The following is a 20,260-nucleotide window of genomic DNA, read 5'->3' as shown; positions in this document are numbered from 1 at the left end:
AATCGGCCACTGTTATTGCCGTCGAACGCACAGCCACTAGCGTGAGCGATCGACGCGCGGGCGACGACCAGTTCGACCGCTGTCGACTGTGTGGGTCGCCGCTTTCGACGAGTGACGAGCGGGCGGCGAGTGGCTTCTGCTCGACGGGCTGTCGTGACATCGCTGCCGAGTTCGACGCGAGCGATGACGGCGACATGCGAGTCGGGAACGGAGTCGACGCCCAACCCGAACCGGGAACCGACAGAGAGCAGGCGGCCACCGGACGTGCGGCCGCGGACGACCCGGACACCGTCCGTACGTTCCTCCGGGTCGACGGGATGCACTCGGCGACTTGTGAGGCGTTCCTCGAGGCCGTCGCGGAAGACCACGACGGCGTCACCGACGCCGAGGCGAGTTACGTCACCGAGACGGTCCGGGTCGACCACGATCCGAATCACGTCTCGGCGGGCGACCTCGAGGACGCGCTGAGCACGGTCGGCTACACAGCCTATCTCCGGGAGGAGGCGACTGCAGACGACGAGACCGGCGGCACGCGGCGCTCGCGGGAGATGACCGGCATCCGGAAACGCCGCGCGGAAGACATGCTCGAGATGCGGTACGTCGTGGGGATCGTCTTCGGCTCGTTCCTGTTGTTACCGTTCGTGGCCGTCTTCTACCCGATGTATCTCACCGAGTTCACGGACTGGGGCGCGATCTCGCACTTCGAGAGTGCCTTCACCGGCTTCAGCGGCCCGCTGTACCTGCCGCTGTTTCTGATCATGACCGGGGCGATCCTCTATCTGACCGGCGGCCCGCTGCTCCGGGGGGCGTACGTCAGTCTGAAGCTCCGGCGGCCGACCACGGACCTGCTCGCAGCGCTGACGATCGTCAGCGCGTACGTCTTTAGCATCATCGTCTCCGGACTCGGGCGCAACGACATCTACTTCGACCTGACGATCGTCGTGGCCTCGATCGTGATGGGCGCGACCTACTACGAGGCGACGGTCAAGCGCCGCGCGACCGACCGGCTGACCGACCTCACCGTCTCGCAGGTCGACACGGCCCGCTTCTACGCCGATGACGGCTCGACGACGGAGATTCCCGTCGCCGACCTCGAGTCCGGCGATCAGGTCCTCGTCCGTGAGGGCGAGCGGATTCCCGTCGACGGGACGCTGGCAGACGGCGAGTGTGCGGTCGACGAGGCCGTGGTCACCGGCGAGTCGCTGCCAGTCACGAAACGCGAGGGCGATCCGGTGGTCGGCGGTTCGATCGTGACGACCGACGCGGCGATCATCGACGTCGGCGAGCGGACGACCAGCAGTATCGACCGGCTCATGCGGGTCGTCTGGAACGTCCAGAGCGCAGACCACGGCGTCACGCGCCGGGCCGACGAACTCGCGGCGCGACTCGCACCGGTCGTCCTCGCGGCCCCGGTTGTCGTCGGCGTGGGGTCGATGCTGCTCGGAGCGAGCGCATTGACGACCGCGCTGGCCGTCCTCATGACACTCATGGTCGTCAGCCCGTGGGCGCTAGGTTTTGCGACGCCGTACTCCGTCGCGACGAGCCTCGAGGAAGCCCTCGAGCGCGGTATCGTCGTCTTCGACGAGACGGTCTTCGAGCGCCTGCGTGCGGTCGACGTCGTCGTCTTCGACAAAACCGGGACGCTGACGACCGGCGAGATGTCCGTCCTCGAGGCCGACGCGCCCGACGAACTCCTGACTGCTGCTGCCGCGCTCGAGCAGCGTGCGGCCCATCCGGCGGCGACGGCGATCGCCGAGACGTTCGATGGCGGCAATGGTGACGCCGATGGAACCGACGCCGACGGCGCGCCTCGCACGGACGGCGGGACGGCGACGGGCGGCGGGCTGACCGTAGAGGAGTTCCATACCCACGCTACTGGTGTCGAGGGTATCGTCGACGGCCAAACGGTGCTGGTCGGTCACCCTGATCTCTTCCGAGAGCGTGGGTGGACGGTTGGCGATGACCTCGCGGCGCAACTCGAGCGGGCACGCGAGGGTGGCCGGCTCCCGGTCGTCGTTGGGCGAGAGGGAACGGCAGAAGGAGTCGTCATCGTCGGCGACGAACCTCGCGAGGCGTGGGGCGAGAGGGTCACGGCATTGGACGATGCAGGGGTCGACGTCGTGGTGCTGACCGGCGACGACGGACCGGCGGTCGACGTCTTCGGCCGGCATTCGGGCGTCGATCACGTCTTCGCCGGCGTCTCGCCCGAGGGGAAAACAGCAGCTATCAGGCGGATGAAAGCCGACAACCGGGTGGCGATGGTCGGCGACGGGACGAACGACGCGCCGGCGCTCGCCGCGGCCGATCTCGGGATCTCACTGGGCAGCGGCACGGCACTCGCCGCAGACGCGGCCGACGTCGCGATCGTCGACAACGATCTGGCCGCCGTCGAGCAGGCGTTCGCGCTGGCACAGGCCGCACGCGATCGGCTCCGGCAGAACCTCGCCCTTGCGTTCGTCTACAACGCGATCGCCATCCCGCCGGCCGTCCTCGGCCTCGTGAACCCGCTCGTAACGACCGTTGCCGTCGTGGTGGGTTCGATTCTTATCGCCGCCAACGCGGAACGATCGCTCATCGACGACTGAGACGGTCCGCTGTCACTATTTACCGGAGTCCGTATGAAACGACGGGTTGCTGTCTCGAGGGACGACGCTATCGAGTCGAATACGCCGGGGCTGGGGCTGTTGGCGTCGGCCGCCCGCGTCGTCGCGGTCGCTGAGGGTGTGTTGCGGTATCGGTACGACGAGACCTAGAGTCACTGACAGTCGTTGCACACCTGCTCGCACGAGGACGTGTGATCTGTGGATCGGCGACACCGACCGCTGCGATCAGCCCTCGGTCGACTCCTGACGTGTCGGCGGCGTCGTCGAGAGATACGTCCCTAATCGATCGCGGTTGTTCGCGGCCCACCGATAGGCACGCTCGCGGTACTGGTCGTAATCCTCGAAGTGCCGGAGGAACGCGATGACCTCGTCGACAGGGCCGACAGCATCGGCGCGGACGAGTGCCTCTTCGATCGACGCCCCACAGGAATAGACCGCATCGTCGGTCACGAGGTGGGCACACTCCTCGTAGTCATCCGGCAAGCGCTCGCGCAGTTCGTCGGTGAGCTCGTGAAAGCCGACGATACGGAGGTCAGACCGCCCATCGAAGAACTCAGCCCACCACGTACAGAAGCCGCAGTCGTCGTCGTAGACGAAGATTTCCTCGGTCATAGTTGTTCGAACGTACTCGAGCTACAAACGCTTGACTCGATGGCTGTTCGGTCGACCTGTCACCAGAACAGTCATGCCACCGCTGGCAAATGATGGGTCATGAGCAGTGCGGCCGACTCGCTCTCGGAACCGCAGGTACTGGCCCACACGAAGCGGCGGCTCTTTCCGGATACCGACGAGTCGACCACGTACGCGGTGGCAGACACGCAGTTTGCGAAAGACGAGTGGCTCCCCGGCCAGCCCGTCGAGCCTGCGATCCGCGAGCGACTGGCCCCGTTCAACCACGTCCGGATCGGCGGCGGGTATCCCGACCTCGTCGGCGTTCGAACCCTCGAGTCCGACCTGCTGGCCGTCGACCGCCTCGGCGACGAGCCGCCGTTGATCGCCATCGAAGCGAAGGGGATGACGAACAGCGGCGTCGATACGCAACGCGGGATCGTGCAGGCCTATGATCGACTCCACGAGGCGAACGCAGCCTATCTCGCCGCGCCGTCAGCTGCCATCTCCGAAACCGACCGGACGCTCGCGCGGGAGTTGAACGTCGGCGTCCTCGGCGTGGATGCGACAGGGACGGTTGCGGCGCTCGAGGTGCCCCGCGTCGTCGGCAACCGGACGACGAGCGAGGCAACGGCGCTGCGGTTTCAGGCGAGCACACAGGGGGTCGCGGACGCATCGTTCGGGTTGAACCATCCGAAGAACTATCTCGGCTATCCACTCGCCCACTACGCCACGGGGGACACTGCGACACTGCTCTCGGAATACAAGGTCGTGAGTGCCGTTACGGATGCCCGGCGTGGAGCGGCGTTTCTGGGCCTGATCAAAGACGGTGTGAGTGCTGAGGGCGTCGAACTAACCTCGCTCGGTGAGGAAGTCATCCGCTTTGCGAAGGCACGCTACGGGTCCGTCGACGCGGCGCTCGCGGCGTTCGAAGACTGGTATCGATCATCAAAGCGGTTCGTCGACCTCGCGCCGGCGTGGGGACGGCTAGCCCGACGAGTCGTCTTCGCCTACCCGGCGACCGAACTGCTGGTCACGGAGTTGCAAACGATGTACGAGGACGGGATCACGGAGCCGTCGCTGGTCGATACGGTCGAGTATCTACACGAACTCCATCCCTCGTTTACCGTCGAACTGTTCGTCCGGGGCGACGACGGGGTTCGACGTGAGGTGTTGACCGACGACGGCGAACTTCGACCCTCGGCGCTCGCGGACGGTTCCGTCTATCACTCGCCGACGGTCTTCCAGTTGAAGGCGATGCTGTACCACACCGGGATTCTCGCCGAGCGGGGGGCAGAGCCGAGCCGGCTCGAGCCACTCGAAGATAGCTGGGCCCTTCGAGAGCCCGTGTGATGCCCAATGTCTATGGTCGAGCCAGAGCCGGTTACGGGGATTCGAACCCATGCCGTTCGCGATGTGCGGCGAGGAATTTCGCGTGCGGCCGATGTTCCGTCTTCGTGGGGAGCGTGAGTGACTCGTTCTCGAGCGGTGCGAACTCTTCGTAGCCCTCGAGATCGGGCCGATCGGCGACCAGGATTCGGTAGTCGTCGGCCACCGCGAGCCAACCGCTGTCGAACGCCCAGTGGTGGAGCCGACAGAGGGCGAGGCCGTTTCGAACGGTATCGCGCCCGTTCTCTCGCTTCGGGTAAATGTGTGCAGCCTCGATGTCGATCGTCCCGTCCGGTGAGTCACGCGATTTTCCACAGATGGCACACTGGGCGTCGTAGGCGGCTTTGACCGTTTTCGGGAACGCGCTCAAGCGGACCCGACGCTGGACTTCGGTGAAGTCGTCTTCGTCGTCGGTCAACGGCGGCTCGTCGTCCTCGCTACTCCCGGCAACCGACTCCGAGAGCGCCTCGAACTGGGCCGGGCCGATCTCGAGGTGCTCCATCGTGAATTGGTAGACGAGCCGGCCTTCCCGGCGGACGTACTCGGCATCGACGACATCGACCAGTCCCTCGTACCGGAGGGAGTCGCTATCCGCTGGTTGATAAAAGAAATACACCGGGACAGTCGAACGCTCGGCCTGCTCGAGAAGGGCGCTGTTGGCACCGGTCAACTGCTGGTCACCTTTCTCGGGCACGCCCTCGCCGATGTAGGTGAAGCGCGCCCCGTCGATCTCGTCGTTGTAGGGGCCGTCTTCGCGGGCTTTGACGATAATATACGACAGTTCTCCCTCGTCGGTCGTTCGAGGATTGATTCCCTTGATGTACGAGCCGAAGCTGGTGTCGAAAGCGTCCTCGAGAGCGGTCTGTGCGTAGTACTCGCCTTGCTCGAGATCCGGGTATCTCGATGTCTGTCGCCGGGCCAGTTCCCGGCCGCTGTCCGTCAGCGAGTTCACCCCATCTGACCGCTTGACGTAGCCAAGGCTTTGCAGCCAACCCCGGTGCTGAGCGGGTCCAGAGGCATCCTTCCAGCCGAACCCGGGATGAGCAGCTGCGATCGACTCACCTAACTCGGCGTCTGTCTTCGGACCATCGAGCAGCGCCTCGAGTATCGTCTCGAAGCCGCGGACGTTCCTCGAAAGCAGATCGTAGAGCACTGCCGGATCGGTCTCCGAGAGCCACGTGAGCCCCTGTTGGGTGAGCCGAACACGCTCCGTGTCGGTCTCGAGCAACTCGATGCCCTCGAGAAATGTCAACCGCCGCCGTATTCCGCCATCACTCGTCGCTCGCGTATTCGATTTGACCCATTCGAGAACTGCTGCTTCGGTCGGATTCTCGGTGAGGATGAACGCACAGAGTCGTTCGAGAACAGCTGTGTAATTCCCTGCACCGCCGAAAAACCGGACTGCGATGTTTCGTTTTTCTTCTCCCATCGATGACAGTCAGTACGACTGTTATTGTGCCGGCGGAGAAATAAAACGAGCGGCAAGCGACCGTTCGACGTGCGACAGCGCGGCCGACCGAGTTGGATTCAGTCTCTCACGATCAACCTGTCTATCTGCACACCATCGCTGCAAGTGAACTGGTCGGCGACACACCACTGTTTCATGTGAACGGGACACACTAACGATCGCTCGAGTTGGATCCGATCCCCACGGACACCACTCTTGCACGTGAACATGTGCCGACTCGAGCCCGGATCGATCGGCCTACCGACTGAACTATCAGTAAACGATGGTCGGTGACGCACCACCGATACAAGTGAAACCGGCGGTGGCATCGGCATCACTACGACTCGAGTCGGGTCGACCGGCGTTCACTCGCAACGGTGGTGTGAGCCGGTCCAGGCTGTCCGACAGTCTCATACGGTCTACTGTAAGTCATTGCCGGTGCAACCGCAGGGCGATCGCGGTTGCACTGGGAAATCGTCACAGCAAACCGTATCAAACGACGCTGTTCATGCGAGCGATGTCACGGATCGTCTCGATCTCCGCATCGAGATACAGCACGTCGGCCATCGCGTCGACAGCACTCGTAAAGGGTACGTCGAGTTCGTAACTGTAGTAGTTGCCCCGAGAGCCGCTGCGGTTTTCCTTCGCCGAGAGGATGCCGAGCATCCGGAGATCGGAGAGGTGGTTGTGGACTGACCGCTGGGCGAGCGAGTCGGTTCCTGCCGACTCACACAGCGCCTCGTACTCCTGATAGAGTTCCCGCGTCCGGCAGGGTGTCGACTCCTTGGCGGCTTTCGAGACGACTGCCAGCAAGGCGAGACGGCCGTGGGTCGTCAGTTCCCGCATCCCCTCTTCGACGCGCTCCTGCTCGAGTTTCGAGCGCGCCTGATCGACGTGGTATTCCTGAATCTCGTCGTCGTCGTTGTTCTCCGCGACCTCCCCGGCCAGCCGGAGTAAATCCAGCGCCTGCCTGGCACTCCCGCTGTCGCGTGCGGCGAGTGCCGCACAGAGATTGAGGACGCCGCCAGCACAGCTGTCGTCTGCGATCGCGACCTCGGCTCGCGACTCGAGGATGTTCGTCAGTTCGGACGCTTCGTAGGGTGGAAACTGGAGTTCACGTTCACAGAGCGTGTCCTGGACCCGGGGATCGAGCTGTTCGCGGAACTTGAAGTCGTTGCTGATGCCGATGAGACCGACTTTCGTCGCCTCGAGATAGCCGTTCGAGCGCGCCCGTGGGAGTTCGTACAGGAGTTCGTCGCGGTCACCGATCGAATCGATCTCGTCGAGAACGATGACGACCGTGCCGCCGAGTGCCTCGAGTTCGCTGTAGAGTTTCTTGAAGACGGTCTGTTGGGGATAGCCGGTCGTGCTGATTTCGGCACCGGCCGGTCGAAGGGTGTTGACCAGTTCGACGGCGACCTGATACGACGAGTTGAGCGTCTTGCAGTTGACGCTGAGCACGGAGAGGTCGACGTCGTCGTATTTGGTGACGTCCTCTTGGAGGACATCGAGGAGGTAGTCCGTGACGGCAGTCTTGCCGACGCCCGTATTTCCGTAGAGAAAGATGTTGTTCGGCTCCCAGCCGTCGATGATGGGCTGGAGCGCGTCCATATACGCCTCGATCTCGTCGTCGCGCTCTTCGATCCGTTCGGGCTGGTACGACTCCCCCAGGGCGTCCTTGTTCCGGAAGATGTTCTGCTTCCGCTCGAACCGAGGCATATCCGTATCAAGCGAGATGTACTATTTAAAGCCACTCTTTCATCTGATGCAAGTGAACTCACACACACCACTCTTTCATGTGAAGACTAGTCTAGTGGAAGTGCTAGAGAGAACAGTCCGCGATTTCGTCTAAAGCGTTGACATATAATGGCAGATCGACCATACGACTCGAGCAGGCGTATCCACGATCGTTCCGGTTAGCGGCCGCTCACGGCCTTTCGTTTGGGGGTGCCGACTCGAGCCAGAACACACGGCGATCACCCCCTTCCCATGTTCTGGGCTTCACTTGCAACGGTGGTGTGTCTCTGTCGATGCCGGTTCCTGACTGTCGCTTGCGATCAATTGCTGACAGTCGCCAGAGGTAATTCAGAGAGCCTGTTGAACCCCTCTGCGAACGATAGGACTGGCCTGCTGACTATAGAGGATGTAGTCAGCAGCGAGGTCGAATACCACACCGAAAATATTGTCATCTCAGCGAAAGAACAACCAACCAATGGGCGACGATACTACCCTTCAGTCCCGACTCGGAGTTTCAGAACTGTCGCTAGCAGGCTTCGGCCTGACGTTGTCAGGGTTCATCGGGTTAATGGGTATCATCACCGCAGAAGTCCTCTACCCGAACTATTCGACGAGACAGGACATCAGCGATCTGGGCTCGACCCGCCCACCCAATCCAGTGATTCACGAACCGTCAGCGACCATCTTCAACACGACGATGCTCGTGACAGGGGCCATGGTCATGATCTCGGGGTACCTCCTCTACCGCGCTGTAGACCGCCGGGGATTCCCGCTTGCGCTCGCCGTCTTCGGATTCGGTGCGTTCGGCGTCGGCGTATTCCCGGGGAACGTGACGCCGTGGCACGGCCTATTCGCGCTGCTCACGTTCTTCACCGGGGGTATCACGGTCGTTCTCTCTTCTCGAGTCGTTTCCAGACCGTTCTCCATTCTCTGTGGTCTCTTCGGCGGCATCTCCCTGCTCGTCCTCGTCAGTGTCTTTTTCTACGGGTTGGTTATCCGTGGCCCTCACCCACTCGAGTTCCTCGGTGGCGGTGGAATCGAACGGTGGGTTGTCTATCCACTTATCCTCTGGTTACCCGCGTTCGGTGGCTACTTAATGGCGACTTCTCGTGATTCGGCTGGCACGATTACCGACTAACGGACGTTCGAGGGCGTTCCAGCCGCGTTTTGACCTGCGATTCCTTATCGGCGGGTGTGGCCGATACGCGCCTGTATTCGGCACGGCCTCACCAAACTGTCAGCAACTGCTGGTTTCAACAGAGCCAGTTCAGAATAGGTTTCGAAGTCGTTTCACGAATCCACTGTCTGTCTTATCGGGCGTTCGACGAAGTCGATCCCGAACGTCCTGTCCGATTTTGGGATGATCTTGCAGATATTCATCGAGAACCCATTGTGAGCCGCTTCGTTGATACTCGAACAGTGCCTCGAGGCCATATTCATCGGCTAAGTGCTTCCCGCGCGCAAGTGCATCGACTTGTGTTTTCTCTGTCCCACCCTGATTCTGCCCCTTATTGGCAGTCACGTAGATTCGATACCCTCCAGAGTTAGGCATTTGTTGTACGATTACCCCACCTTCTCGAATGCTCTCAAAATAACCACGGCAGTCATCACAGTATGGATAGTCTCCCTCTGCAGGATTGTCGGTGAACGCACTACACCGTGCACATTCGACCATGGAGTGAATATTTCGATTATGTGAAAGTAAGCGTTTGGGAGAACCAGTAGTATCCCTGTAGCTTCGATGTACGTGATGTCTCTCGAGAGCGTTGGAAAAGAACTCTCAATCAGCCAGACGCGGGAGGGATTTGAACTCCAGCTGGCACTTCCTGCTCGCTTCGCTGCGCGGGAGGTGCCAGCAACGTCACGCTCGCTGACACTCGCGTGACCCCCCGACATCTTGGTCCGGAACCAAGGACTCTGTCCACTGAGCTACGCGCCCTCGAGCACGTCTATAGTAGCCACAGCGGAGACATAACGGTTCCTCTTTCTGCGACAGTTACGGTCTCGAGCCCTCAGTCGACGATTCGGTGTCAGTGAGCGTGACCGTCGACCCGTCGGCCGACGTGCCGGGGCCCACAACCGAGACTGTCGTCCCGTCGTCGGCTGCCGTGACAGCAACGGTGTAGCCCTGGTAGACAAACTCGAGGCTGGCAAAACCGTCCGCGTCAGGCAACGAATCGAGGAGGTCGGGATCGATCGCGTCGTACAGCGGCTCGAGGGCGACCGGATCGGTGTCCTCGGCTTCGGCGACGCGTTCGACGACGGTCATACTAAGCGGGGCGTCAGTTCTGGAGGTGGGCGGCGGTGGCGATTTCATGACTCTAGATGAGCGACCGAGAGTAAAGAGGATAGCTCAAGATTTCCGCGGCGCGACGGTGGAGAAAACACGAGCCCACCATTGCAGCGTCGGCGCGGCGTCTCGCCCATCTCGGTCGACAGTGTCCCACCCGAACCGAGACACGCCGGTCATGGCCGTCGTGCGATCAGGACCGCTGTAGTCGCGCTGTTCGTCCCGACGGCCACTGACTGGTGGGTCCCGGGGCGATTACTCTCGGCGCGGCACCTCGTGACGGCCGAACCCATAGCGGAGTCGGTTCGCGAGCCGTCGCGAGAACCGGCCGTCGTCGGCCCGCGAGCCGAACCGTTCGGACAGCGCCGTGTAGATCAGCGGCAGGGGAACTTCCTGCTCGAGGCCCTCCTGGACGGTCCACGTGCCGGTCGACCCACCTTCGATGCGATCGGCCACCGTTCCGAGGTCGGTACCCTCCTCGCGGAAGGCTTCCTCACAGAGTTCGAGCAGCCACGAGCGGATCACCGCGCCGTTGTTCCAGACCGAGGCGACGTTCTCGAGGTCGAGGTCGAACCGGCCCTCGTGGAGCAGCTCGAAGCCCTCGCCGTAGGCCTGCATGAGCGCGTACTCGACGCCGTTGTGGATCATCTTGACGTAGTGGCCCGACCCGGTGGGACCCATCCGCTCGTGGCCGTCGGGGCCGGTCGCGACGGCGTCGAAGACCGGCTCGAGTTCGTCGTAGGCCCACTGGGGGCCACCGATCATCAGTGAGAAGCCGAGTTCGGCACCAGCAGGACCGCCGGAGGTGCCACAGTCGAGATAGGCCGCGGGACAGGACTCGGCGCGGCGCACCGAATCCTCGAAGTAGGAGTTGCCGCCGTCGACGACGACGTCGTTGCTGTCGAGGTGCCCCTCGAGTTCCTCGAGCGTGACGTCGACCGCCTCGCCGGCGGGAACCATCAGCCAGATGCGTTTGTCCGATCCGAGCTGGTCGACGAAGTCAGCGAGCGAGTCGGCGGGGTCGGCACCGGCGTCGGCCGCCGTTGCGACGGCGTCGTCATCGAGGTCGAAAGCGACGACGTCGTGGCCCGCTGCGAGGGTTCGGTCGACGACGATCTGTCCCATCCGTCCGAGTCCGATCAGGCCCAGTTGCATGGATAGGCGTCGGGCGGCCGCGGTGGTAGTGGTTGCGATTCGGGGCGGTGGACGGTCGTCGACGGTGCCGAGCGTAGCGCGGCGGCTCGTGACGATCGCCGACTGTCCGAGAACCGAAGCCTGTGACCGACCACCCGGAGCGATCGGTGTCGTTACTGGATCGGCTCCTCGAGCCGGGCCCAGCCGATCGCATCGAGGACGACGATGCGGTCGTTGTACCGGACGTAGACGCCGTTGTAGGCGTCGGTGTCGGACTCGTAGTAGGGCAGCGACTCGCGAATCCGGTCGACGATCGACCAGGCACCGTCGCGCTCGAGCGTGATGTGTTCCCATTCGTCGCGCGCGCCGCTGCGGACTGCTCGATCCAGTGCGCGTCGCGCACCGGGGATTTCGCCGAGCCGTCGTGCGGACGCGTCGACCACTGTCGCGTCGGCCGGCACGTCGGCCGGGCTGACGAGACGGGCACCGAGGTCAGCCTTCGATCGCGACGTGGCGGTCCGTGATCGGTCGGAGCGGAGGACGTAGCCGGCCACGGCAGCCGTTCCCACTGCGAGAAGCGAGAAGACCATCTCTTTACCCCTGATCATTAGCCAGTATCTTACAGTAACTGATTAAGTATCTTTCGTAAGAACGTCCGCAGCCAACTGTCAGCGCCGCGAATTCTACAGCAGCCGTGCGACGTTGGCCGAGAGCAGTCCCGCCACGACCAGCAGTCCGACGGCGGCGACGGCAGCAGCCCAGAACACCGGCATCGCTTCGCGTGCCGGCTCGCGAATCTTCTTCCCGGTGAGGCCGGCCTCGAAGCGCTTCGCGCCGATTTCGACGAGCGCAGTCAGGACCAGCCAGAGTCCGACCATCGCGAGCACCAGCCATCCGTTGACCGTTCCGAAGAGGCGCTCGGCAGTGTAGGTGGTCCCTGCGAGGTGACTTCCCGAGAGGAACAGAACGAGCGAACTCACTCGCGAAACAGTGGTAAGCCTGCCCGAGATGACCTCGAGCGGGCGGGTCGTGTTAAACGCGCCGTCGCGTGCCAGCGGCAGGACGACGGCGGCGACGAAACAGACGCTACCGGCCCAGAGTGCGGCAAATACCAGATGTGTCGTTCTGGCGGCGAGCTGGTCGACCATACTGAGCCGCTCGGCCAGCGCGCGTATCAGCGTTCCGACTTCGGCTCGCGAGACAGTCGTCGCGTCTAACGGGTCACTCGAGCCAGTCGGGCGTCCACGCGACGAGTCGCCGTCGGAGGAGCGCGTAGCACAACGAAACGGCCACGCCGCCGGCGATGACGGGCGTGAGCCAGGCGTCGAAGACGACTAGCGCCGGGATCGCGAGCGCGACGGCGACCACGGCGTCTTCCGGTGCGCCGTCGTAGCGAATCCAGCGCCGCGGACGGATCCACTGGCTGCGGACGTGATTGTACACGGCTCGCTCGGTACGGTCGTTCCAGGGGTCCATTTCTAGACCGCCGCCGATCGCGTCGCTTGCGGCGTGGAGCCAGGCCGTGACGGCGAATGCGGCGACCGCGACGGTCACGCTCGAGGGGGTAATCGCCGCGAGAGCGACGGTCGGACCGGCGACGGCGAGCCCGATGACGGGAAAGTGCAACGTCCGTCGGTGAGCGAAGACGAGATCGAAATCGGGGGCGACGCCGCCGAGGATCGCGCCGACGGCGAGCGCGGTCGCGAACTCGGGGAGGGCGTAAGCGAGCGGCGCGACGATCGCGAGGCCGGTAAACGCGTGGGTAGTCGCCATCATCGGGGCTCGCTTGAGGGTAGGTCGGGGACCGCCAAAACGGTATGCGAACCGGTAGGCGAGATGACGATGTCGTCAGCGCCAGTCGTCGGTCACTCGAGGTTCTCGCCCTGATAACTGCCGTCGTAGACGTCCTCGTGGTCGGCTTCGGCGAAGACCAGCTGGGCGATTCGGGCACCGCGCTCGAGTTCGATGTCGTGGTGGACCTGCAACAGGCCCTCGCCACGACCTTCGTAGCCGGCGTCCCACACCGCCGTGTTGAGCATACAGGAGTTGCGCATGAGCGACGACCGGGGGTAGACGAAGCCGATGTGACCCTCGGGGATCGCGATCCGCTCGCCGTAGCGGACCACGTAGGCTCCCTTCGGTAGGTAGTAGGTGTCGGGATCTTTCTGCTCGAGTTCCTCGAGTGGGCGGGCGATCCGCTCGCCGATTTCTTTACTGTCCGTGCCGATGCGGCCCGGTTCCAGTTGCTCGAAGACGACGTCAGCAGTGAGGTCCACGCCGTTGGGTTGGATCTGCGCGTCGGTCGTCGGCGAGACGTGGTCGGCGACGAACACACCGGAACGGAACATACGTGTGCTAACGCCGCGGCGACGAGAAAAGCATGTCCGTTCACGGCCTCTCGAGGTGTCGGTACCAATCGACACGCCACTCGCGAGGTTGAACGAACTCGTGTTGGGTGATCTCTCACCACACGAGTTAGTTTCATGCTACTCTTTGAGATACTCTCATGATGGTTACGTTTCGTAGAAACACGCTGGTTTTATCAGGGTAGACGGCCCATTTCGGTGTGCTATGGGACAGACACTCACCGAGAAGATTCTCGACGACCATCTCGTCGAGGGCGAACTCGAGACCGGCGAGGAGATCGGGATCGAGATCGACCAGGTTCTCACACAGGACACGACCGGAACCATGGTCTGGCTCCAGTTCGAAGCGATGGGGCTGGACGAGGTCCAGACCGAAATCGCCGCACAGTACTGCGACCACCAGACCTACCAGTTCGACTTCAAAAACACCGACGACCACCGTTTCCTCCGCTCTGCAGCCGGTACCTACGGCGCCTATTTCTCTCGCCCCGGCAACGGCATCTGTCACAACGTCCACCGCGAGAACTTCGCGGCCCCCGGCAAGACCCTGCTGGGTTCGGACAGCCACACGCCAACCCCCGGCGGCCTCGGCGAACTCGCCATCGGCGCTGGCGGAATCGACGTCACCGTCGCCATGGGCGGTGCCCCCTACTACATCGAGATGCCCGAAGTCGTCAACGTCCGCCTCGAGGGCGAACTCCCCGAGTGGGCCACCGCGAAAGACGTCATCCTCGAGCTCCTGCGACGGCTGACCGTCAAAGGCGGCGTCGGCAAGATCCTCGAGTACACCGGCCCCGGTGTCGAGAGTCTGACCGCCCCCGAGCGGATGACTATCACCAACATGGGCACCGAGCTCGGTGCGACCACGTCGATCTTCCCGACCGACGAGCAGACCCAGGATTACCTCGAGCGCGTCAACCGCGGCGACGAGTATGTCGAACTCCAGCCTGACGACGACGCCGAGTACGACGACGAGATCGTCGTCGATCTCTCCGACCTCGAGCCGCTGATCGCTCAGCCCTCGATGCCGGACAAGGTCGTGCCCGTCAGCGAAGTCGCTGGCCAGTCCGTCGAGCAGGTCATCGTCGGTTCCTGTACCAACGGTGGCTACGAGGATATCCTCCCGGCCGCGAAGATGCTCGAGGACCGCGAGGTCAACCCGACGACCGAGATGATCGTCGCGCCCGGCTCCAAGCAGGCCTCCGAGATGCTCGCCCGTGAGGGGTGGGTCGCGGAGATGATGGCCGCTGGCGTCAACTTCTCGGAAGCGACGTGTGGTGCCTGTATCGGCATCGGTCACGTCCCCGCCTCCGATTCGGTCTCGCTGCGGACGTTCAACCGCAACTTCGAGGGCCGCTCGGGCATCGAGGACGACAACGTCTTCCTCTGTTCGCCGGAGGTCGCCGCCGCCGCGGCGATCAAGGGCGAAATCATCGACCCGCGCGACCTCGCCGACGAACTCGGCGACCTCGAGGCACCCGGCATCGAGCTGCCCGACGAGTACGACGGCTCGAAGACCGACCTCATCACGCCCGACGAGGCCCCCGACGACGAGCTCGTCAAGGGCCCGAACATCGGTGACGTCCCGCTGAAAGATCAGTTGGGATCGAACATCGAGGGCGATGCCCTCCTCAAGATGGAGGACAACATCACGACCGACCACATCATCCCTGCGACGCAGGACATCCTGATGTACCGGTCGAACATCGACAAGCTCTCGGAGTTCACCCTTAGCCGCGTCGACGAGACCTTCGCCCAGCGCGCCGCTGACGCTGACGGGGGCTTCCTCGTCGCTGGCGAGAACTATGGCCAGGGCTCCTCGCGTGAGCACGCTGCCATGTGCCCGATGTACCTCGGTATCGAGGGCGTCCTCGCACAGAGCTTCGCGCGCATCCACCGTGCGAACCTCTTCAACTTCGGTATCGTCCCGCTGACGATCGACGAGGACACCTACGAGAACATCGAGCAGGGCGACGAGATCGAGATCGTCGACGACGTCTACGACGCCGTCACCTCCGGTCAGGAAGAGTTCACCGTCCGCGTCAACGGCGAGGACGAGTACACGGCGACGCTCGGCGCCTCCGAACGCGAGCGCGCAATCCTCGCAGCCGGCGGCAAGCTCTCCTGGACCAAAGAGCAGGCCCAGGAAGGCTCCGGCGCTGCACCTGCCGACGACTGATCGGGTCGACTGACGACCAGGCTGCCACTTCCATCTCGAATTCTCCACTTTTTCGCGTCGCCCGAGTGGCAACGCGGTCACTGACTCGAGGCGAACGCACACGCCGTCTCGATCCGCTGTGAGGACCCGACTGCAAAGCGTCGCCACCCACAGCCGTCGAACAACGCCATCGTCATACCGCTTCGCCCGATAGCATGATCGAATGCACTCCGGCGGACACGCAAACGCGGGCTACCGACGCCTGTTCGACCACGACGGCCTGACCTTCGGTGCCGGCTTCCCGCTGACGGGCACGAACCGCTCGCAACCGGATATCAACGCCGAACTGCACCTTGCCGAACATGCCGAGGCGGTCGGTTTCGACGGCCTCTGGGCGCGTGATGTCCCAACCTATTGGCCGAAGTTCGGCGACGCCGGCCAGACGTTCGACACCTGGCCGTGGCTCTCACACGTCGCGGCCCGGACCGACGACATCGCGCTCGGCACCTCGAGTGTCGTCCTCACGCTTCGCCATCCGCTCCACGTTGCCAAATCCGCGGCGACGGTCGATCAGCTCTCGGACGGGCGGCTCGTCCTCGGGATCGCCTCCGGCGACCGCGACCCCGAGTACCCTGCCTTCGACGTCGACCCCGACGACCGCAGCCGGCTGTTCCGCGAGAGCGTCGATGCCATCCGGACGGTCTGGCGCGAGGACTTTCCGGACCTCGAGGGCCAGTGGGGATCGCTCGAGGGCGACCTCGACGTCGTGCCGGAACCGACGACGGAGACGATTCCGCTGCTCCCGACCGGCCACGCCCGCCAGTCCAAGGAGTGGATCGGCGAGCACGGCGACGGCTGGCTATTCTATCACCTACCCGAGCGCACGCTCGAGAGCTACCTCCATGACTGGCGCGACCGCGCCGGCGAGAAACCGTTCGCGATCGCAGTTCGCGTCGAGTTGGCCGACGACCGAACGGCCGAGCCCGAACCGCTGCATCTGGGCTTCCGGGCTGGCGTCGAGTGGTTCCGGGAGTACTTCGGCCGACTCGAGGAACTGAGCCTCGATCACGCTATTATCGGGATCCAGAATGACGACCGAGAGGCGGCGCTGTCGACGTTTGCCGACGAGATCATCGACCAGCTGTAGCGTCTCGGTCCATGACCGACGGAACCGCGGCCGGCTGCAACGCGGCGAACTCGAGTGTTGGATCGAGTAACAAATCCGTCCATTGTAACGATATCCCGCCCCACAACTGACCGTTCGTTTCCTCCGGTTCTCAGAGGTTTATCCGCCTGTCGCCCGCAGGAGTAGTATGAAAGCGATCGAGGTAACAGAATACGGCGACAGCGATCGACTCGCAGTCATCGACACGGACCGTCCAGAGCCGGGCCCGGGCGAGGTCCGCATCGCCGTCGAGGCGGCGGGGATCAACTTCGCGGATATCATGCAGCGTCGTGGCCTCTATCCGGGCGGTCCCGAGCCGCCGTACGCTCCTGGGATGGAAGCCGCAGGGCGGATCGATGCGGTCGGTGACGGCGTCGAGGACGTCTCGGAGGGCGACCGCGTCGTCGCGATGGTCGAAACTGGCGGCTACGCCGAATACGCGGTTGCGAACGCCGAGATGCTCTTTCCCGTGCCGGAAGCGATGAGCTTCGAGGAAGCCGCCGGCTTCCCGATTCAGTTTCTCACCGCGCATAGCTGTCTGTTCGCGTGGGGTGGCCTCGAGGAAGGCGAGTCAGTGCTGATCCAGGCCGCCGCGGGCGGGGTCGGCACGGCTGCGGTTCAGCTGGCGTCGAACGCCGGCGCGGAGGTTTTCGGCACTGCAAGCTCCCAGGAGAAACTCGAGCTTGCGGCCGAATTAGGCTGTGACCATCCGATCGACTACACCGAGACGGACTTCCGCGAGGTCATCGAGGAGGAAACCGACGGTGAGGGCGTCGACCTCGTCTTAGAGAGCGTCGGTGACGACGTCTTCGAGCGCAGCCTCGACGCGATGGCCCACTTCGGCCGGATGGTTACCTACGGCGTCGCCAGCGGCGTCCCCGCCGAGGTCAGCAACCGGCGGTTGCTCTTCGAGAACAAGACCGTCAAAGGCTTCCACCTCGGTCAGGCCGCCACCCACGACCCGAGCAGCGTAATGCAGGCGGTACCCGACCTCACGGAGGGACTCGCGAGTGGCGATCTCGAGGTCGTGGTGGGCGAATCGTTCGCACTCGAAGACGCCGCCGACGCCCACCAGTACATCGAGGACCGGAAGAGTTCGGGCAAGGTCGTGTTGAAACCCTAACTCGACGGCCCCGCCGCTCGAGCACTCACACCGAACCGTCCCACTCGAGGTCGTGCTCGACGAACTCGGCCTCGTCTAGGGGCTCGCCACCTTCGAATCGGAACTCGCCGACGACTGTCCGCCCCTCGAGTACGCCGGGGAGCCACAGGTGATCGTCGTCCCACATCCGGTCGTAGGGCACGTCCTCGATGGGGACCCATTCCGGATGGGCTTCGTCGGACGCGGTCGACTCGCCGGTAAACGAACGCGTCCGGAAGACGTGACAGACCGAGTGTGTGTCGTCGTCGAGCAGGAAGGTGAGTTCACCGGCTTTCTCGAGGTCTGTGACCTCGAGGCCGACTTCCTCGCGCGTTTCACGGACGGCACACTCTCGCGGCGTTTCGCCGGCTTCGCATTTCCCGCCAGGACCGTTGTACCAGCCCTCGCCGAGCCCGCGGCGTTTCTCGATGAGGAGCACTTCTCGCCCCGCGTTGGAATCGCCGTCCCGAAGCGGGAAACACAGCGTCGTCTCGAGCATATCGGTCGGTTCGCGTGCAGCGAAAAAAGCGTGTCCGCTCGCTCGAGTCGAGTGACTCCGTTCGGAGAGTGTCGCTGCCGATAGAGCCATGCTGCTATCGTAATGATTGGGAACCCACACCCTCCCCAACCGATTCACTCACTCGCGTTCGCTCGCTCATCCCTCGCGTGCGTTCGAGCCACAGTTCGCTGCCCGCTCACTGTGGCTCAGCACACGCCACCGCACTACATCGACAAGTGGCTGACGGGCCCGTTTACCCGTTGGCGTTCGAAAAGACGAACTCCCGGACGAGTTTGGCCGCTAAGGCGGCCGCCTGCCCGTCGTCGCGGTCGTTGACTTCGACAACGTCGAAGCCGTCGGCGTGGGGTGCCACCGTGTGGACGATGTCGCGGAGTTCCCGTGGCTCGAGACCGAACGGTTCGGTTGTCCCGGTGCCTGGCGCGAAGCCGGGATCGGCGGCGTCGATGTCGACGCTCAGGTAGACGTCGCGATCGGCGAGTCGGTCGCCAGGGTCCCAGCCTGCGACGTCCTCGGGTGGCACCACGGTCACGTCGTCTGCCGCTGCCCGTTCCCACTCGGCTTCGCTGCCGGTGCGCGCGCCGAGGATAATCGCCTCTTCGACCGCGTCGACGTCCTCGAGAATCCGTCGGGTAACGGCAGCGTGGGAGAGCGGGTTACCGTCGTAGGCCCTGTAGAGGTCGAGGTGGGCGTCGAGGCAGACGAATACGTCAGGTTCGACCGCGCGTGCGCCCGCGAGCGAGACAGTGTGTTCGCCCCCCAGGAGCAGTGGGACGGCGTCGTTCCAGACGGCCTCGCGCAGCGTACTCGTCAGGTACTCGAGGTAGTCCGGAACGTCGTCCCACGCACGGACATCGCCGCGGTCGACGACGCCCAGGTCGGAGAAATGCTGGCCTGTTCGGTGATCGTAATCGTCGAACGGTTCGGCAAAAGTGCGGATCCGCTGGGGCCCGAATCGGGTCCCCGGTTGAAAGGTCGTCGTGGCGTCCAGCGGCGCACCGACGACCACGAAGTTCGCGTCTCCACGGTCGGCATCAGCCGCCGCGTCGGTCCCCTCGCGTTCGTCAGCCGCCCCAGGAAACATTAGACGATCTTTCGCTGGTCTTCCATCTCGAGGTACTCGATGTTCTCGTCGGGGGAGACGTCTATGTCCTCTGGGACGCGCATCGTGATCGTCTCGTAGGTCTCGAGGTCCATGACCTGCATGTCGTTGCCGTCTACCGAGACGACCTGCCCGTTTTTGCGCTCGATGATCGGGACCCAGATCTTCGCGTCGACGGGCTGAGAGAGCGAGCGTTTCTTGCCGTCGAAGACGCCCTCGGCCTCGACGCGAGCCTTGGCGCTGCCGTGTTTACCTGGCTTGGCCGTCGAGTAGGCGTTGATTTTACACGGCGTATCGTCGATCATGACGTAGCTGCCTTCCTGGAGATCGCGAACTTCGGTCTGCTGTTTCGCCATGTCCCGGCGTAATCAACCGACGGCCATAAACCGTTTGGAATGGCCGCTGGAGCCTGTTCGGTGTGCTAACAGGACTATCTCCGCCACTTTGATCTCGAATCCGGCCGACTCGAGCCTACAGCGAGCGTGCCGGCCGGCGGGTGACGAACCCCCAGCTATTTTACAGCGGACTCGAAACCCGTGGAACGTCCGGGAAAAACTCACATCCAGGCTGGACCGCAGCACTCACATCCATCCAGTCCACCC

General features: G+C 63.6%; 20 protein-coding genes. 8 read left to right on the top strand and 12 right to left on the bottom strand.

Annotation, left to right across the window (positions count from 1 at the left end):
• Positions 1-41: 41 nt before the first annotated feature.
• The gene (locus E2L06_RS13450) at positions 42-2,585 is read left to right on the top strand and encodes a cation-translocating P-type ATPase (protein ID WP_138782126.1); all 2,544 of its coding nucleotides are present in this window, start codon (positions 42-44) and stop codon (positions 2,583-2,585) included.
• Between the two features lie 33 nt (positions 2,586-2,618).
• The gene (locus E2L06_RS22795; protein ID WP_283241361.1) at positions 2,619-2,753 is read left to right on the top strand and encodes a hypothetical protein; all 135 of its coding nucleotides are present in this window, start codon (positions 2,619-2,621) and stop codon (positions 2,751-2,753) included.
• Between the two features lie 75 nt (positions 2,754-2,828).
• Here E2L06_RS22795 and E2L06_RS13445 read toward each other — a convergent pair whose 3' ends face one another.
• Positions 2,829-3,215, bottom strand: coding sequence for a DCC1-like thiol-disulfide oxidoreductase family protein (locus E2L06_RS13445; RefSeq protein ID WP_138782125.1), 387 nt, complete (start codon positions 3,213-3,215; stop codon positions 2,829-2,831).
• A 99-nt stretch (positions 3,216-3,314) separates the two neighbouring features.
• Between E2L06_RS13445 and E2L06_RS13440 the strand changes: the two genes are divergently transcribed.
• Positions 3,315-4,565: a hypothetical protein gene (locus tag E2L06_RS13440; RefSeq protein ID WP_138782124.1), complete on the top strand. Its 1,251-nt coding sequence runs from the start codon at positions 3,315-3,317 to the stop codon at positions 4,563-4,565.
• 31 nt (positions 4,566-4,596) lie between these two features.
• On the opposite strand, the gene E2L06_RS13435 is transcribed toward E2L06_RS13440, so the two are convergent.
• Both E2L06_RS13435 and E2L06_RS13430 read right to left on the bottom strand, forming a co-directional pair.
• Positions 4,597-6,030 (bottom strand): HNH endonuclease, encoded by a 1,434-nt coding sequence (locus tag E2L06_RS13435; RefSeq protein ID WP_138782123.1) that lies wholly within the window; start codon positions 6,028-6,030, stop codon positions 4,597-4,599.
• Positions 6,031-6,540: 510 nt separating this feature from the next.
• Positions 6,541-7,767, bottom strand: coding sequence for an orc1/cdc6 family replication initiation protein (locus tag E2L06_RS13430; protein ID WP_138782122.1), 1,227 nt, complete (start codon positions 7,765-7,767; stop codon positions 6,541-6,543).
• Positions 7,768-8,260: 493 nt separating this feature from the next.
• Between E2L06_RS13430 and E2L06_RS13425 the strand changes: the two genes are divergently transcribed.
• Together E2L06_RS13425 and E2L06_RS22790 are read left to right on the top strand one after the other, a co-directional pair.
• Positions 8,261-8,923 (top strand): DUF998 domain-containing protein, encoded by a 663-nt coding sequence (locus tag E2L06_RS13425; protein WP_171052369.1) that lies wholly within the window; start codon positions 8,261-8,263, stop codon positions 8,921-8,923.
• Between the two features lie 612 nt (positions 8,924-9,535).
• Positions 9,536-9,670, top strand: a complete 135-nt coding sequence (locus tag E2L06_RS22790; protein WP_283241360.1) for a hypothetical protein — start codon at positions 9,536-9,538, stop codon at positions 9,668-9,670.
• A 111-nt stretch (positions 9,671-9,781) separates the two neighbouring features.
• On the opposite strand, the gene E2L06_RS13420 is transcribed toward E2L06_RS22790, so the two are convergent.
• From E2L06_RS13420 to E2L06_RS13395, 6 genes are all read right to left on the bottom strand, one after another.
• On the bottom strand, positions 9,782-10,102 hold the full coding sequence (locus E2L06_RS13420) for a HalOD1 output domain-containing protein (protein ID WP_138782121.1): 321 nt from the start codon (positions 10,100-10,102) through the stop codon (positions 9,782-9,784).
• A 228-nt stretch (positions 10,103-10,330) separates the two neighbouring features.
• Positions 10,331-11,230, bottom strand: coding sequence for a phosphogluconate dehydrogenase (NAD(+)-dependent, decarboxylating) (gene gnd / locus E2L06_RS13415; protein WP_138782120.1), 900 nt, complete (start codon positions 11,228-11,230; stop codon positions 10,331-10,333).
• A 152-nt stretch (positions 11,231-11,382) separates the two neighbouring features.
• Positions 11,383-11,817 carry a hypothetical protein gene (locus tag E2L06_RS13410; protein ID WP_138782119.1) on the bottom strand — a complete coding sequence of 145 codons (435 nt, stop codon included), beginning with the start codon at positions 11,815-11,817 and terminating at the stop codon, positions 11,383-11,385.
• A gap of 75 nt (positions 11,818-11,892) precedes the next feature.
• The gene (locus E2L06_RS13405) at positions 11,893-12,357 is read right to left on the bottom strand and encodes a copper resistance protein CopD (RefSeq protein ID WP_138782118.1); all 465 of its coding nucleotides are present in this window, start codon (positions 12,355-12,357) and stop codon (positions 11,893-11,895) included.
• Positions 12,358-12,430: 73 nt separating this feature from the next.
• The gene (locus E2L06_RS13400; protein WP_249361436.1) at positions 12,431-12,982 is read right to left on the bottom strand and encodes a metal-dependent hydrolase; all 552 of its coding nucleotides are present in this window, start codon (positions 12,980-12,982) and stop codon (positions 12,431-12,433) included.
• Between the two features lie 92 nt (positions 12,983-13,074).
• Positions 13,075-13,557, bottom strand: coding sequence for a deoxyuridine 5'-triphosphate nucleotidohydrolase (locus E2L06_RS13395; protein ID WP_138782116.1), 483 nt, complete (start codon positions 13,555-13,557; stop codon positions 13,075-13,077).
• Between the two features lie 223 nt (positions 13,558-13,780).
• On the opposite strand from E2L06_RS13395, the gene E2L06_RS13390 reads away from it, so the two are divergent.
• From E2L06_RS13390 to E2L06_RS13380, 3 genes are all read left to right on the top strand, one after another.
• Complete coding sequence (locus tag E2L06_RS13390; RefSeq protein ID WP_138782115.1) at positions 13,781-15,754, top strand: aconitate hydratase; 1,974 nt, start codon at positions 13,781-13,783, stop codon at positions 15,752-15,754.
• A 202-nt stretch (positions 15,755-15,956) separates the two neighbouring features.
• Complete coding sequence (locus E2L06_RS13385; protein WP_138782114.1) at positions 15,957-16,880, top strand: TIGR03571 family LLM class oxidoreductase; 924 nt, start codon at positions 15,957-15,959, stop codon at positions 16,878-16,880.
• Between the two features lie 166 nt (positions 16,881-17,046).
• Positions 17,047-18,021: an NADPH:quinone oxidoreductase family protein gene (locus tag E2L06_RS13380; protein ID WP_138782113.1), complete on the top strand. Its 975-nt coding sequence runs from the start codon at positions 17,047-17,049 to the stop codon at positions 18,019-18,021.
• Positions 18,022-18,046: 25 nt separating this feature from the next.
• On the opposite strand, the gene E2L06_RS13375 is transcribed toward E2L06_RS13380, so the two are convergent.
• The 3 genes from E2L06_RS13375 to E2L06_RS13365 form a co-directional block, all read right to left on the bottom strand.
• Complete coding sequence (locus tag E2L06_RS13375) at positions 18,047-18,538, bottom strand: 8-oxo-dGTP diphosphatase (RefSeq protein WP_138782112.1); 492 nt, start codon at positions 18,536-18,538, stop codon at positions 18,047-18,049.
• A gap of 253 nt (positions 18,539-18,791) precedes the next feature.
• Positions 18,792-19,640 (bottom strand): agmatinase, encoded by an 849-nt coding sequence (gene speB, locus E2L06_RS13370; RefSeq protein ID WP_138782111.1) that lies wholly within the window; start codon positions 19,638-19,640, stop codon positions 18,792-18,794.
• The gene (locus tag E2L06_RS13365; protein WP_138782110.1) at positions 19,640-20,014 is read right to left on the bottom strand and encodes a translation initiation factor IF-5A; all 375 of its coding nucleotides are present in this window, start codon (positions 20,012-20,014) and stop codon (positions 19,640-19,642) included. The genes speB and E2L06_RS13365 overlap by 1 nt, the downstream gene beginning before the upstream one ends.
• Positions 20,015-20,260 lie beyond the last annotated feature (246 nt).

The organism is Haloterrigena sp. H1 (genome assembly GCF_005938085.1).
Classification (GTDB): Archaea; Halobacteriota; Halobacteria; order Halobacteriales; family Natrialbaceae; genus Natrinema.
Note: the sequence above shows the minus strand (reverse complement) of the source record. Positions and strands in the feature narration are given on the sequence as shown.

Coding starts and splice junctions, on each gene's coding strand:
- E2L06_RS13375 (WP_138782112.1), bottom strand. CDS start 18,538: ATGCTCGAGACGACGCTGTGTTTCCCGCTTCGGGACGGCGATTCCAAC.
- speB (WP_138782111.1), bottom strand. CDS start 19,640: ATGTTTCCTGGGGCGGCTGACGAACGCGAGGGGACCGACGCGGCGGCT.
- gnd (WP_138782120.1), bottom strand. CDS start 11,230: ATGCAACTGGGCCTGATCGGACTCGGACGGATGGGACAGATCGTCGTC.
- E2L06_RS13410 (WP_138782119.1), bottom strand. CDS start 11,817: ATGATCAGGGGTAAAGAGATGGTCTTCTCGCTTCTCGCAGTGGGAACG.
- E2L06_RS22795 (WP_283241361.1), top strand. CDS start 2,619: ATGAAACGACGGGTTGCTGTCTCGAGGGACGACGCTATCGAGTCGAAT.
- E2L06_RS13435 (WP_138782123.1), bottom strand. CDS start 6,030: ATGGGAGAAGAAAAACGAAACATCGCAGTCCGGTTTTTCGGCGGTGCA.
- E2L06_RS13445 (WP_138782125.1), bottom strand. CDS start 3,215: ATGACCGAGGAAATCTTCGTCTACGACGACGACTGCGGCTTCTGTACG.
- E2L06_RS13430 (WP_138782122.1), bottom strand. CDS start 7,767: ATGCCTCGGTTCGAGCGGAAGCAGAACATCTTCCGGAACAAGGACGCC.
- E2L06_RS22790 (WP_283241360.1), top strand. CDS start 9,536: ATGTCTCTCGAGAGCGTTGGAAAAGAACTCTCAATCAGCCAGACGCGG.
- E2L06_RS13380 (WP_138782113.1), top strand. CDS start 17,047: ATGAAAGCGATCGAGGTAACAGAATACGGCGACAGCGATCGACTCGCA.
- E2L06_RS13385 (WP_138782114.1), top strand. CDS start 15,957: ATGCACTCCGGCGGACACGCAAACGCGGGCTACCGACGCCTGTTCGAC.
- E2L06_RS13425 (WP_171052369.1), top strand. CDS start 8,261: ATGGGCGACGATACTACCCTTCAGTCCCGACTCGGAGTTTCAGAACTG.
- E2L06_RS13440 (WP_138782124.1), top strand. CDS start 3,315: ATGAGCAGTGCGGCCGACTCGCTCTCGGAACCGCAGGTACTGGCCCAC.
- E2L06_RS13395 (WP_138782116.1), bottom strand. CDS start 13,557: ATGTTCCGTTCCGGTGTGTTCGTCGCCGACCACGTCTCGCCGACGACC.
- E2L06_RS13365 (WP_138782110.1), bottom strand. CDS start 20,014: ATGGCGAAACAGCAGACCGAAGTTCGCGATCTCCAGGAAGGCAGCTAC.
- E2L06_RS13420 (WP_138782121.1), bottom strand. CDS start 10,102: ATGAAATCGCCACCGCCGCCCACCTCCAGAACTGACGCCCCGCTTAGT.
- E2L06_RS13390 (WP_138782115.1), top strand. CDS start 13,781: ATGGGACAGACACTCACCGAGAAGATTCTCGACGACCATCTCGTCGAG.
- E2L06_RS13405 (WP_138782118.1), bottom strand. CDS start 12,357: ATGGTCGACCAGCTCGCCGCCAGAACGACACATCTGGTATTTGCCGCA.
- E2L06_RS13400 (WP_249361436.1), bottom strand. CDS start 12,982: ATGGCGACTACCCACGCGTTTACCGGCCTCGCGATCGTCGCGCCGCTC.